The following is a 12,227-nucleotide window of genomic DNA, read 5'->3' as shown; positions in this document are numbered from 1 at the left end:
GATCCCGAAGATCACATGACAGAGGATGACCCATGCATGCCGGCCTCCTTCACCAGCATGCAGCTTGAATCACTCCATCACTGATTTGGGAATCCCTCCCGATTCACAGCGTAGGGAAACCGCTCTAACGTCAAGGTGTTTCCAATTCTCTGCCGGTGTGACCCGGGCCACGCGGGCGGATTCAGCCCAGGAGCGAGTCGGCCGCCAATCTGGCGATGAGGGGTTCGGCCTCGCGGGGGTGGCGAAGGCGATGCTTCGAGACGGCGGCAAGCCGGGGCTCGGCGAACAGGGCTTCATATTGCAGGCGGCGACGGTTGTAGGTGTCCCAGGCCCAGCGGATGGGATGCTCCTTGCTCAGCCAGCGCCGGAAGTCCTCGCGGTTACCAGTTCCCGGCCACAGCTCCTGCTGGCCGACGGCGCGCACAAAACTGCGCTGGATCACCCGGCGCATCACCACGGCCCGCGAGTAGTCCAGCCAGATCAGGTGGGTGGCGCGAGGCAGGATGCGCGTCATGGCTTCGCGATAGTTGCCGTCGGTCACCCAGCGCTCGCCCGCGATGGCGGCTTCGACCCGGCGCACGAAGTCCTCGAAATCCGTCTTCGAGCGATCCACCCAGCCGGGCGCCCAGTTGAGCGCATCCAGTTCGACACGCGCCAGGTCGCAGGCCCCGCTCAGCCGATGACCAAACGTGGACTTGCCCGAACCGGAACTGCCGATGATGACGACGCGCACAGGATCACTCAGCCCTCTTCCCCGCCGATCTCGGCAAGGATCTCGTCGGTGTGTTCGCCCAGCATCGGGGGGTGGCGACGGATGTTGCTGGGGGACTTGGAGAACTTCACCGGCGGCTTGATCTGGCGGTAGGCGCCGACCTGCGGGTGGTCATAGGTCTCGAAGAAGCCGACGGCGTTCAGGTGCGGGTCGTGGTCCAGGTCGTCCAGGGTATTGGTCTTCACCACCGGGATCGACAGGGGCTTGAGGATATCCAGCCACTCCTGGGTGGTCTTGGTGGCCGCCGCCGTCTCGATCATGCCGTAGAGCTCGACGGTGTGTTTGGCGCGGGTGGCGTAGTCGGCGAAGCGCGGGTCGGTCTTGACGGCCTCGCCAACACCGGCGGCGTCGAAGAACTGGTCCCACTGCTTGTCGGTATAGGGCAGCAGGCCGATGTAGCCGTCCTTGGTGGCGAAGGGCTTGCGATTGGGGTTGATCACCCGCTGATAGCCCCACTGACCGGTCGGCGGCTGGAAGGTGTGATCGTAGAGATGTTCGACCAGCAGGAAGCTGGTGACGCACTCCAGCATCGGCACCTCGACGAACTGGCCCTCGCCGGTGCGCGCCTTGTGCAGCAGGGCGGCGGTGACGGCCTGGGAGAAGAACAGGCCCGAGACCTTGTCGGCCACCAGCGTCGGCAGGATACGCGGGATCGGATTGCCATCGGTGCGCGGCAGGATGTCGGCCATACCCGAGGCGGACTGGATCAGGTCGTCATAGGCCGGCTCGCCCGCATAGGGGCCGTCCGAGCCATAACCGGCGGCGTGGACATAGATGATGTCGGGCTTGATGGCGGCCACGTCCTCGTAGCTGAGGCCCAGCCGGGTCATGCCGTCGTAGCGGACCGAGGTGGTCAGCACGTCGCAACTGCGGATCAACCTGGCCAGCGCCTTCTTGCCCGGCTCGGACTTCATGTTGATGAGGATCGATCGCTTGTTGCGGTTTATGGTCAGGAAGATGGGGCCCATGCCGCGCGGCGCGCCCTCGGGCAGGTGGCCGGCCCAACGCATGATATCGCCGCCATCACCGCGACCGGATCCGGGATCCTCGACCTTGATGACGTCGGCGCCCTGGTCGGCGAGGATCTGGGTGCCGTATGCGCCGTTGACCACGCTGGTCAGGTCCAGGATGCGGATGCCCGACAGCGGTCCCGTTGGTTTGTCGGCCAGTGTCCGGGTTGTCGCCACGTCATGCCTCCCCTGTTGTCGTCGCGTCGCTATAAGGGTTCTCTACAACAACAATTGACGCGTTAGGGGAAGCCAGTGGACTTCGAACTCGCCGAAGAGCATCGCATGCTCAAGGACCTGGTGCAGAAGTTCGTCCGCGACGAGCTGATGCCGCTGGAAGCCGCCGTGATGGCCAGCGAGGCCGAGGGCCGGGGGCTGACCATCGGCGCCGCCGAACACGCCCGCCTCGACGCCCGCGCCCACGAACTCGGCCTGTTCGGGCTGGATGCACCAGAGGATGTGGGCGGTTCGGACCTGCCGATGCTGGCCATGGTCGGCGTCGAGGAGGAGATGGGGCGCTGCATGACGCCCTACACGCTCCCGCCAGACAGCCCGAACCTGCGGATGCTGATGGCCACAGTGAACGATCGTCAGCGCGACGCCTATCTGGCGCCCTATGTGGCAGGCAAGATCAGTTCCGCGATCGGGATTTCCGAGCCGGGTGCAGGCTCTGACCCCGCCGGGATGACCACATACGCTGTCCGCGACGGCGACGACTGGGTGATCAACGGCCGGAAAATCTGGATCACACGCGCCGCAGAGTCCGACTTCACCATCCTGATGGCGGTCACCGACAAGGTGAAGGGCGCGCGGGGCGGGATGTCGGCGTTTCTGGTGGATCGCGACACGCCGGGCTTCAACATCCTGCGCCGCATCCCGATGCTGGGCGGACAGTACAGCTACGAGATCGCCCTGGAGGACTGCCGGGTCGAGGGCTGGAAGCTGCTGGGTCAGGAAGGGTCCGGGTTTGCACCGATGCAGGTGCGGCTTGGCACCCGGCGGATCCAGATGGCGGCATGGTCGGTCGGCATGGCCCAGCGCGCGCTGGACATGGTGATCGAATATGCGCCGCAGCGGAAAACCTTCGGCCTGCCGCTGTCGGAACGTCAGGCGATCCAGTTCTGGGTGGCGGAAGCGGCGACCAAGATCCATGCCGCCCGCCTGATGACCTACGACTGCGCCTGGAAGCAGGACAATGGCCGCGATGTGCGTTCCGAGATCAGCATGATCAAATGGTTCGCCACCGAGATGGCCTATGAAACCGTGGACCGCGCCATGCAGGCGTTCGGCGCCATGGGCATGACCAAGGAGCTGCCCCTGCAACTGATGCAGGCCAAGCTCCGGACCATGAGAATCTATGACGGCCCCACCGAAGTGCATAAGTGGGTGGTGGCGAGAAACCTGTTGGGGACGAGACGATGAAGAGCACCTGGGGCGAGAACGTAACGGTCGCGATCGTGGGCCATGTGGCGGTGGTGACCTTCAGCCGCCCGCCGAACAACCACGTCTCCGTCGAGATGATGAGCGACCTTGCCGACTGCATGGAGGCGGTCGACGCCGGCCGCCAGGCGCGGGCCATCGTGCTGCAGGCCGACGGTAAGAACTTCTGCGCCGGGGCCGATTTCACCACGCCGGGCGATAGCGTGGCCGGCGGCATGGACGGGATTTCGGCGCTCTATGAACAGGCCGTGCGGCTGTTCTCCATCGAGACCACCATCGTGGCGGCCGTTCAGGGCGCGGCGGTGGGCGCGGGGCTGGGACTGGCCATGGTGGCGGATTTCCGGGTGGCGTCTCCGGACGCCAAGTTCGCCGCCAACTTCGTGAAGCTGGGCTTCCACCCCGGCTTCGGCCTCACTCACACCCTGCCGCGGGTGATCGGGGCGCACCGCGCCTCGCTGATGTTCCTCAGCGGGCGGCGGGTGAAGGCTGATGAGGGCAAGCCCTGGGGTCTGGTGGACGAGGTGGTGCCGCTGGAAGATCTGCGCGAAGGGGCCCTTCAACTGGCGGCGGAAATTGCGGATAATGCGCCCCTGGCCTTGCTGGCCACACGCCGGACCATGCGCGGCGAGCTGGCGGCGGCGGTTCGCGCCCAGACCGGCCACGAGCATATCCAGCAGACAGCTCTGCGGGCGACGGATGATTTTGCCGAGGGCGTGAAGTCGGTGGCAGAGCGTCGCAGCGGGGACTTCGCCTGGCGATAGGTCTCCAGAGCATAGAATCTGACGTCTTGCTCCGGCTGAACGCCCGCGCGATCAACGCATCGAACGGTCGCTTTCCGCCCCGGAATTTGGGACCGCTGTCGACTCTAGTCGGTCGTTCAGGGTCCCGGTTTCCGGGGGCCGCCGCGCCTGCGTCCGCTCGCCGCCCTGGCGTCGACCCGGCCTCTACTGTGGGTCCGAGCACATCTGGCGTATCTCGGGCTGCGCCCGGCGCTACAAGCGACCATGCGATGGGTTTTGGCTCAGCGGGCGAAGAAGTGATGACCGGACAAATGCACCTGACATCGTCTACGTCGCCGATCACCTGGGGATGGACATATTAGCCATATGGCCAAGATGCGATCAAAGTCCGACCTTCCGGCCAAGCCCTGCGTCGCCTGCGGTCGACCGTTCAACTGGCGCAAGAAGTGGGCGAGGGACTGGGCAAACGTGAAGTACTGTTCACAACGCTGTCGGAGCGTCGGCGCACCGCTCTCAAAGCCGCTCCAGGGATCGCAATGAGCAGTCTGAGGGTCATTCTTGGGGATCAGCTGTCCCTCGGCATCTCGGCGCTCGTCGGTCTCGATCCCGAACGTGACATCGTGCTGATGATGGAGGTGATGGAGGAAAACACCTACGTCCAGCATCATAAGCAGAAGATCGTGCTGGTGTTATCCGCCATGCGCCATTTTGCGGATGAACTGCGTCAGACGGGGGTCACGGTTGACTACGTGACGCTGGAGGACCCCGACAACACCGGCGACCTCACAACCGAGATGCGACGCGCCGTAGCCCGGCACACGCCGGACCGCGTGATGGTGACCGAGCCCGGGGAGTGGCGGGTGCTCAAGATGGTCGAGGGCTGGGCCGCATTAACCGGCCTGCCGGTCGAAGTTCGCTCCGATGACCGCTTCTTTGCAAGCCGCACCCGTTTCGCGGCCTGGGCGCAAGGGCGTCGTGGATGGCGTATGGAGCATTTTTATCGCGAAATGCGGCGCGAGCACGCCATCTTGATGGAGGGGGACAAACCGGCGGGCGGCGCATGGAACTTTGATGCGGAAAACCGCAAGCCTTTGCCCGCATCGACCCCCCTCCCCCCCCGGCTACGGTTCCCGCCCGATGAGACCACGCAGGCTGTGATCGAACTGGTAGAGCAACGCTTCAGCGATCACTTCGGAGGGATCGAAGACTTCGGCTGGCCTGTCAGCCGGCAGGATGCACTGCGGGCCTTGAACGACTTCATCGACGTGGGCCTGCCGCGCTTCGGCGACTACCAGGATGCCATGAGGGCAGGCGCGCCTTTCCTTTTCCACTCGCTTCTCGCCCCGGCCCTGAACCTTGGCCTGCTTTCGCCCCGGGAGGTCTGCGCGGCCGCTGAAGGCGCCTGGCGGTCTGGTTCTGCCGCATTGAACGCGGTTGAGGGGTTTGTCCGGCAGATCCTGGGCTGGCGGGAATATGTGCGAGGCGTCTACTGGAGCTTGATGCCCGAGTACGGTGAGCGAAACGCCCTCCAGGCGACGCGCCGGCTTCCGGCCTTCTATTGGACCGGTGACACGTCCATGCGCTGCCTGCGCGAGGCCGTCAGCGATACTGCGCGCCATGCCTACTCGCACCACATTCAACGTCTCATGGTGACAGGCAATTTCGCCCTGCTGGCGGGCGTCTCTCCTCGTGAAATCGAGCGCTGGTATCTAGCGGTCTACGCTGACGCCTTCGAATGGGTTGAGATGCCGAACACGCTGGGAATGGCGGTGTTTGCGGATGGCGGCCAGATGGCTTCCAAGCCCTACGCCGCATCGGGGGCCTACATCGATCGAATGTCGGACTTCTGTTCGGGCTGCGCCTACGACGTCAAACAGAAGACAGGCCCGAACGCATGCCCCTTCAACTATCTCTACTGGGCGTTTCTCATTCGGCAGAAAGACCGTCTTTCAAACAATCCGAGGCTCGCTATGCCGTATCGTACGCTTGCGGGGTGGACGGCGGAACGCCAGGCGGCGATCCTCGTCGAGGCTGCGGAGTTTCTCGATGGGCTTGAATAGCGGGAGATCCGCGGACATCACGCCGCGCCGTTCATTCGGTCGTAAATCCTATCGTGGGACAGAGCGCGCCTCGGCGCGGTTCAGCGGCAGGTAAACATGCATATTGCGATTGTGGGCGCCGGAATGGCTGGCCTGGCGTGCGCCGAGGGACTGGCGGGACAGGGGCAAGTGGTCACCTTGCTGGACAAGGGCCGCGGCCCTGGCGGCCGAATGTCCACCCGCCGGATTGCGACCAGCGCAGGCGAGGCGACATTCGATCACGGGGCCCAGTATTTCACCGCTCGCGATCCTGGTTTTAAAGCCAGGGTGGACGGCCTGATCGCGGCAGGATGTGTCGCGCCATGGATTGTCGCGGGCGAGGATGCTTTCGTCGGCGTGCCCGGGATGAATGCTCCCATCCGTCAGATGGCGAAGCCTTTTGCCGTAGAATGGGGAGCCCAGGTCATCGGGCTGGCGCCGATTGCCGAGGGCTGGCGCCTTGTCACGCAAACCGGGTCGTCGCTCGAGGTGGATGCAGTGGTCCTGGCGCTGCCGGCAGAGCAGGCGGCAGAGCTCGTTGGGCCGGTGAGACCGGACCTCGCGGCGCGGGCCCGGGCCACGCCTGCGGCGCCGTGCTGGACGGTGATGCTGGCGTTTGGCGACGCCTTGCCGACCCTGCGGAACTGCTGGCGTGGAGCGGAAACCGACGTGCTTGGGTGGGCGGCCCGGAACAATTCCAAGCCCGGTCGGACCGGACCCGAGGCATGGGTCCTTCAGGCGACACCGGACTGGTCAAGGCAGCATCTCGAGGATGACCCGGACTGGGTTGCCATCGAACTGTCCGCAGCGCTTTCGGCGCAGCTGGAATTGACGCTGCCGCCACCCATCGCCTGCAGTACCCATCGATGGCGGTATGCGCGCTCTGGCGTGGAAGGCTCCGGCGCCGTTTGGGACGCCGACCGTCGGCTTGGCCTATGCGGCGACTGGTTTATCGGCGCCCGGGTTGAGGCGGCCTGGAAGTCTGGAACGATGTTGGCTGAGCAGATCGCCACGTCGGCCATCGGTTCCGTTGCCTGATCCGCGCAAGGTCGGCCTTCCATCATTGCAGAAGCGCCAGAGTTCGGTTTACGGGTCTTCATCGGAACCGGCGATCAGGATCCACCGCCTACAGCCGCTCCATCTGTTCCAGCTTCCGCGCGGCGCCGATGATGGCGGGGTAGGGGTGTACGACAAGGTAGGTCGGAATGGCCTTCACATAGTCTGACAGCCGGCCCTTGTCCTCGAAGCGGGCGCGGAAGGCGCCCTTGGCCATGCGGTCGGCGATGCGCGGGGCGATGCCGCCCGAGACGTAGACGCCGCCACGCGCGCCGAAGGTCAGGGCCAGGTTGCCAGCGACGCCACCCAGGATGCCGCAGAACCGGTCCAGGGTTTCGGCGGCCAGGACATCGCCCACCAGACCCTCGGTGGTTACCGCCATCTCGTCTGCAAGCGCGGCGGGTTTGCCCTGCATGTCCGCCAGGGCGCAGTAGAGGTCATAGAGCCCCTGGCCGGAGAGGACGCGCTCGATGGAGACCCGGCCGTGCTGGGCCTGCAGGCGGCGCCAGACTTCGACCTCGACCTCGTCGCAGGGCGCGAAACCGGAGTGGCCGCCCTCGGTGGGGATGGTGATGTCGCCGCGTTCGCTCCGGGCCAGGGCTGCGACGCCAAAGCCCGTCCCGGCGCCGAGCGCCAGCACAGGGCAAAGGTGGCTTCTGGGAACCGCCGGGCCCAGCTGTCTGAGGTCTAGCCCCTCAAGTTGCGGACACCCCAGAGCCTGGGCGGCGAAGTCGTTGATCAGTGAGATGGCTTCAAACTCGAACTGGGCCACCAGATCACCCTCGGACACCACCCAGTCGAGGTTGGTGAACTCGATCTCGCCGTCCAGCACAGGTCCAGCCACCGCGATGACAGCGCGCGGCGGGCATTTCCGGCCGGCGGTCGTATTGATGTATTCGATGATCACATCGGCCAGGCTTGCGTACTGACGGCACGTATAGATTCGCGGATGGCGAACATGGCCCTGCGCGTCGACCAGCGCGAAGCGCGCATTGGTACCGCCCACGTCGCCGACCAGGCCGACCCATTGGGATTTCATAAGGCGTCCTCGAACAGCGCACATGCGCCGGTGTTCGCCGGACCCGCCGCGCGGCGCATCCAGCCAAAGAGCTCGCGGCCATAGCCGGAAGCCGGGCGCGGCGCTACCGCGCGTTCGCGGCTCATCAGTTCTCGCAGGTCGATCTGGATGTCGAGCGTTCCGCCCTCGGCGTCGAGACGCAGGATGTCGCCATTGCGGATATAGGCCAACGGCCCGCCGACCGAGGCCTCCGGGGTCATATGGATCGCAGCCGGCACCTTGCCGCTGGCGCCTGACATGCGGCCGTCCGTGACCAGGGCCACCTTGAACCCCTTGTCGAGTTGAACGCCAAGCGGGGGCGAAAGAGAATGAAGTTCCGGCATTCCGTTGGCGCGGGGGCCCTGGAACCGGACTACGGCGATGAAGTCGCGGTTGAGCTCGCCACGCCCATGGGCCGCCAGCAGGTCGTCCTGATCGTCGAACACAAGGGCGGGCGCCTCAATGATCCGGTGCTCGGGTTTCACGGCGGAGGTCTTGATCACGCCCCGACCCAGCGGGCCGGTCATCAGCCGCATGCCCCCTTCGGGCTGGAAGGGATCGTCGACGGGTCTGAGAATGTCGCGGTTGAGGCTGGCCACGGGCCCGTCGCGCCAGACCAGTTTGCCGCCGTCGAGGAAGGGTTCCTGGGTGTAGCGGCGCAGGCCCGCACCGGCGACCGTGCGCACATCGTCGTGGACAAGGCCTGCATCCAGCAGGGTGCGGGTCACAAAGCTCATCCCGCCGGCCGCATGAAAGGCGTTCACGTCTTCCGCGCCGTTGGGATAGACCTTGGCGATCAGGGGCGTCACCCGGCTCAGATCGTCGAAGTCTTCCCACGTGACCAGGATCCCGGCCGCCCGCGCCATCGCCAGGATGTGAAGGGTGTGGTTGGTCGACCCGCCGGTCGCCATGAGGCCTGCGATGGCGTTGACGATACTCTTTGCATCCACCACCGCCGAAAACGGCGTGTAATCATTGCTACCGTCCCGGATCGCGACGGCCCGCTTCGGCGCAGCGGCGGTAAGGGCGTCACGCAGCGGGGTGTTGGGCGATACGAAGGCGGCGCCGGGCAGGTGCAGCCCCGTCAGCTCCATCATCATCTGGTTGGTGTTGGCAGTACCGTAGAAGGTACAGGTGCCGGGGCCGTGGTAGGACTTCATTTCGGAGTCGAGCAACTCGTCGCGCGTGGCCTTGCCCTCGGCGTAGAGACCCCGCACCCGGGCCTTCTCGGCGTTGGAGATGCCTGAGGTCATCGGCCCGGACGGCACAAAGATCGCCGGCAGATGTCCGAAGGCGGCGGCGCCGATAAACAGGCCGGGCACGATCTTGTCACAAATACCCAACAATACAGAAGCGTCGAAGGCGTCATGGGTCAGCGCCACCGCCGTCGCCATGGCGATCACGTCACGGGAGAACAGCGACAGCTCCATGCCGGGCCGGCCCTGGGTCACCCCGTCGCACATGGCGGGTACGCCGCCGGCGTACTGGGCGGTAGCGCCGACTTCTCGGGCCGCCTGACGCAGTATCTCGGGGAACCGCTCATAGGGCTGATGGGCCGAGAGCATGTCGTTGTAGGCAGAGACGATGGCGATGTTGGGCGCGGTTGGATTGCGCATCTGCTGCTTGTCGCCGTCGGGCGAGGCGGCGAAGGCATGGGCCCAGTTGGCGCAGGACAGCTTGCCTCGGCCCGGCCCGGCCTGACGCGCGGCGTCCATGCGTTCCAGATAGTCGGCGCGGGTCTCGCGGCTGCGTTCAACGATGCGGGCGGTAACCTCGGCGGTGACGGAATGCATGGTCTCAGGCTCCGGGCGTCCAGAAGATGCGCAGGCGATCGCCAGCCTGCTTGATCAGGCGAGCGACGGGCAGGTCCTCACCGGCCATCGCACGCGCAATCACCTCGCGCTTAGGCTCACCGGCGATCAAGAGGAAGATGGCGCGTGAATTCAGGATTGCCGTGAGCGTAAGGGTTATCCGCGCCAGCGGGGGGTTACCCAGGCCAGCGGGCACGTCGCGAAGGAATTCGTCGGTGTTCAGACCGTCCTCAAGGCCAGGGTCGCCAGGGATCAGCGAGGCGATGTGGCCGTCCTCGCCCATGCCCAGCATGACAACGTCGAAGGGCATGAGTGACCGCAGAGCCGCGGCGTCGGAGTCTGGCCACAGCGGCAGGAACCGCGCCGCCGCGGCGCGACCCTTCAGTAGCCGAGAGCGCACCAGGCGGGCGTTGGAGTCGGGGTGATCCTCGCTCACAGAGCGGTCGTCGGATAGCGTTACGGCGATCCGGGGCCAGTCCACGTCGGCGAGGTTGAGACGGTCATAGATTGCCCCGGGGGATCGTCCGCCGGTGGCGACCAGTGATGCAATTCCCCGGCTGGCGACAGCATCGGACAAGGCTGTCCCGATGACCTCAGCGGTCACTACCGACATCTCATCGGACGCGAGAAAGCGCTCGAGCATTTCAGTTCAATCCGACCACGCCCGGCCAAACCGCGCGATGAGGGCAAACGCATCCTGCGGCCCCCAACTGCCGGCCGCATAGGGCTTGGGTGTCATATGTGCGTCGGCCCAGGCGTCGGCGACGCCGTCGACCCAGCGCCATGCCTCATCCACCTCGTCGCGGCGGACGAACAGGGTGGCGTCGCCGTGGATCACGTCCAGCAACAAACGCTCATAGGCGATCCGTCGCCGTCCGCCCGCACCCTCGTAGGTGCGCAGCAGGCTGAGCGACAGCGGCAGGGACTGCATGCGCATGCCGCCCTGGCTGAGGCCGGGCGCCTTGTTCATCAGGCTGAGACGGATGTCCTCATCGGGTTGCAGGTCGATGATCAGGCGGTTTGCGACCAGGTCATGAATTGACGCCTGTCCGAAGATCGAGTGCGGCACCGGCTTGAACTGGATGGCGATCTGGGTACGCTTTTCCGGCATGCGTTTGCCCGTGCGCAGGAAGAACGGCACGCCGGCCCAACGCCAGTTGTCGATGTCGGCGCGCAAGGCCACGAAGGTCTCGGTGTCGCTGGCCTGGCCACGTTCGGCCTCATAGCCGGCGGCGGTTTTGCCGACGACGACGCCCGGGGTGTACTGGCCCCGAACCGACTTTTCCTGCGCCTCCACGCGGGTGAAGCGCCGCAGAGACTTAAGCACCTTGACCTTCTCGTTGCGCACGCTGTCAGGCTCCATGTCGGCGGGAGGCTCCATGGCCACCAGACAAAGAAGTTGCAGCATGTGGTTCTGCAGCATGTCGCGCAGCGCGCCGTACTCATCGTAGTAGGGCCAACGCTCGCCGACGCCCTCGGTCTCGGCCACGGTGATCTGTACGTGGTCGATGGTCAGATTGTTCCACAGCGGCTCGAACAGGGTGTTGGCGAAGCGTAGTGCGATCAGGTTCTGGACAGTCTCCTTGCCCAGGTAGTGATCGATCCGGAAGATCTGGTCTTCGTCGAAGATCTCGCTCAGCGCCGTGTTCATGTGGCGCGAGGTAGCCAGATCGCGCCCGATGGGTTTCTCCAGCACAATGCGTGAGGCAGGCGTCGCCAGGCCGGCCCCCGATAGCGCCGCGCACACGCGCTCGAACAGGCTGGGCGAGATCGCCAGATAGAAGAAGGGCCGTGTCGCCTCGCCCAACGCGGCCTTGATCCGGGTGGCGCCCTCAATAGTGGTGGCGTCGGCGCCCACATAGTCGAGGCGTGCGGAGAAACGGCTCCAAACCTCGTCGGTTATGCCCTCGGGACGGTCGGAGAGCGTCTTGTGCGCCAGCGCCACAAACGCCTCACGGGTCATGGCCGCACGGGCCGTCGCCACGATTCTGAACCCGTCCGGCAGGAAGCCGTCGGCATCCAGGAAGTACAGCGACGCCAGAAGCATGCGGCGCGCCAGGTCGCCCGTACCGCCGAACAGCACGATCGCATCAGCCTGCGGCGTCTTGGGCATGGATTGGGTTCCTCAAGCGAGTACGGGGCTAGAGCATCGTGCGTTTAATGTGACGTATATCCGGCGGCCTTGAAGAAATTCCAGCATTCATCGGGATCGTAGAGGTCGCAGATGCTGCCGACGGCTTGCCAGAGGGCATCGAAGGTTCGGGCG

General features: G+C 65.4%; 11 protein-coding genes and 1 pseudogene. 5 read left to right on the top strand and 7 right to left on the bottom strand.

Annotated elements, in window-relative coordinates; translation table 11 throughout:
* Window positions 1-181: 181 nt before the first annotated feature.
* Both ACIQ3B_RS16610 and ACIQ3B_RS16605 read right to left on the bottom strand, forming a co-directional pair.
* Window positions 182-733, bottom strand: coding sequence for a hypothetical protein (locus tag ACIQ3B_RS16610; RefSeq protein ID WP_397404540.1), 552 nt, complete (start codon window positions 731-733; stop codon window positions 182-184).
* 8 nt (window positions 734-741) lie between these two features.
* Window positions 742-1,959: a CaiB/BaiF CoA transferase family protein gene (locus ACIQ3B_RS16605; protein ID WP_397404538.1), complete on the bottom strand. Its 1,218-nt coding sequence runs from the start codon at window positions 1,957-1,959 to the stop codon at window positions 742-744.
* A 75-nt stretch (window positions 1,960-2,034) separates the two neighbouring features.
* Between ACIQ3B_RS16605 and ACIQ3B_RS16600 the strand changes: the two genes are divergently transcribed.
* The 5 genes from ACIQ3B_RS16600 to ACIQ3B_RS16580 all read left to right on the top strand — a co-directional run bounded on the left by ACIQ3B_RS16600 (window position 2,035) and on the right by ACIQ3B_RS16580 (window position 7,075).
* The gene (locus tag ACIQ3B_RS16600; protein ID WP_397404536.1) at window positions 2,035-3,201 is read left to right on the top strand and encodes an acyl-CoA dehydrogenase family protein; all 1,167 of its coding nucleotides are present in this window, start codon (window positions 2,035-2,037) and stop codon (window positions 3,199-3,201) included.
* Window positions 3,198-3,980: an enoyl-CoA hydratase/isomerase family protein gene (locus ACIQ3B_RS16595; RefSeq protein ID WP_397404534.1), complete on the top strand. Its 783-nt coding sequence runs from the start codon at window positions 3,198-3,200 to the stop codon at window positions 3,978-3,980. The genes ACIQ3B_RS16600 and ACIQ3B_RS16595 overlap by 4 nt, the downstream gene beginning before the upstream one ends.
* A 345-nt stretch (window positions 3,981-4,325) precedes the next feature.
* Window positions 4,326-4,499 (top strand): DUF2256 domain-containing protein, encoded by a 174-nt coding sequence (locus ACIQ3B_RS16590; RefSeq protein WP_397404532.1) that lies wholly within the window; start codon window positions 4,326-4,328, stop codon window positions 4,497-4,499.
* The gene (locus tag ACIQ3B_RS16585) at window positions 4,496-6,019 is read left to right on the top strand and encodes a cryptochrome/photolyase family protein (RefSeq protein WP_397404541.1); all 1,524 of its coding nucleotides are present in this window, start codon (window positions 4,496-4,498) and stop codon (window positions 6,017-6,019) included. Before ACIQ3B_RS16590 ends, ACIQ3B_RS16585 begins: the two co-directional genes overlap by 4 nt.
* Before the next feature lie 96 nt (window positions 6,020-6,115).
* Entirely contained in the window at window positions 6,116-7,075 is a 960-nt protein-coding gene (locus tag ACIQ3B_RS16580) for an NAD(P)/FAD-dependent oxidoreductase (protein ID WP_397404530.1), read from the top strand.
* 88 nt (window positions 7,076-7,163) lie between these two features.
* Here the strand turns inward: ACIQ3B_RS16580 and glk are convergent, their stop codons facing one another.
* The 5 genes and pseudogenes from glk to ACIQ3B_RS16555 all read right to left on the bottom strand — a co-directional run.
* Window positions 7,164-8,132: a glucokinase gene (glk, locus tag ACIQ3B_RS16575; RefSeq protein ID WP_397404529.1), complete on the bottom strand. Its 969-nt coding sequence runs from the start codon at window positions 8,130-8,132 to the stop codon at window positions 7,164-7,166.
* The gene (edd, locus tag ACIQ3B_RS16570) at window positions 8,129-9,943 is read right to left on the bottom strand and encodes a phosphogluconate dehydratase (RefSeq protein WP_397404527.1); all 1,815 of its coding nucleotides are present in this window, start codon (window positions 9,941-9,943) and stop codon (window positions 8,129-8,131) included. The genes glk and edd overlap by 4 nt, the downstream gene beginning before the upstream one ends.
* Before the next feature lie 4 nt (window positions 9,944-9,947).
* Window positions 9,948-10,604: a 6-phosphogluconolactonase gene (gene pgl, locus ACIQ3B_RS16565; RefSeq protein ID WP_397404525.1), complete on the bottom strand. Its 657-nt coding sequence runs from the start codon at window positions 10,602-10,604 to the stop codon at window positions 9,948-9,950.
* A gap of 6 nt (window positions 10,605-10,610) precedes the next feature.
* Entirely contained in the window at window positions 10,611-12,074 is a 1,464-nt protein-coding gene (gene zwf / locus ACIQ3B_RS16560) for a glucose-6-phosphate dehydrogenase (RefSeq protein ID WP_397404523.1), read from the bottom strand.
* Window positions 12,075-12,118: 44 nt separating this feature from the next.
* A pseudogene (locus tag ACIQ3B_RS16555) lies at window positions 12,119-12,227 on the bottom strand (IS630 family transposase); the annotation flags it as partial.

Origin of the sequence: Phenylobacterium sp., from assembly GCF_044358365.1 — a bacterium.
GTDB lineage: Bacteria > Pseudomonadota > Alphaproteobacteria > Caulobacterales > Caulobacteraceae > Phenylobacterium.
The sequence above is the reverse complement of the archived record's forward strand: the minus strand, read 5'-3'. Positions and strand labels throughout refer to the sequence as shown.

What these genes read in the sequence shown, in the direction of transcription:
- ACIQ3B_RS16595 (WP_397404534.1), top strand. Translation starts at nt 3,198, where the DNA reads ATGAAGAGCACCTGGGGCGAGAACGTAACGGTCGCGATCGTGGGCCAT.
- ACIQ3B_RS16590 (WP_397404532.1), top strand. Translation starts at nt 4,326, where the DNA reads ATGGCCAAGATGCGATCAAAGTCCGACCTTCCGGCCAAGCCCTGCGTC.
- ACIQ3B_RS16585 (WP_397404541.1), top strand. Translation starts at nt 4,496, where the DNA reads ATGAGCAGTCTGAGGGTCATTCTTGGGGATCAGCTGTCCCTCGGCATC.
- ACIQ3B_RS16580 (WP_397404530.1), top strand. Translation starts at nt 6,116, where the DNA reads ATGCATATTGCGATTGTGGGCGCCGGAATGGCTGGCCTGGCGTGCGCC.
- glk (WP_397404529.1), bottom strand. Translation starts at nt 8,132, where the DNA reads ATGAAATCCCAATGGGTCGGCCTGGTCGGCGACGTGGGCGGTACCAAT.
- edd (WP_397404527.1), bottom strand. Translation starts at nt 9,943, where the DNA reads ATGCATTCCGTCACCGCCGAGGTTACCGCCCGCATCGTTGAACGCAGC.
- pgl (WP_397404525.1), bottom strand. Translation starts at nt 10,604, where the DNA reads ATGCTCGAGCGCTTTCTCGCGTCCGATGAGATGTCGGTAGTGACCGCT.
- zwf (WP_397404523.1), bottom strand. Translation starts at nt 12,074, where the DNA reads ATGCCCAAGACGCCGCAGGCTGATGCGATCGTGCTGTTCGGCGGTACG.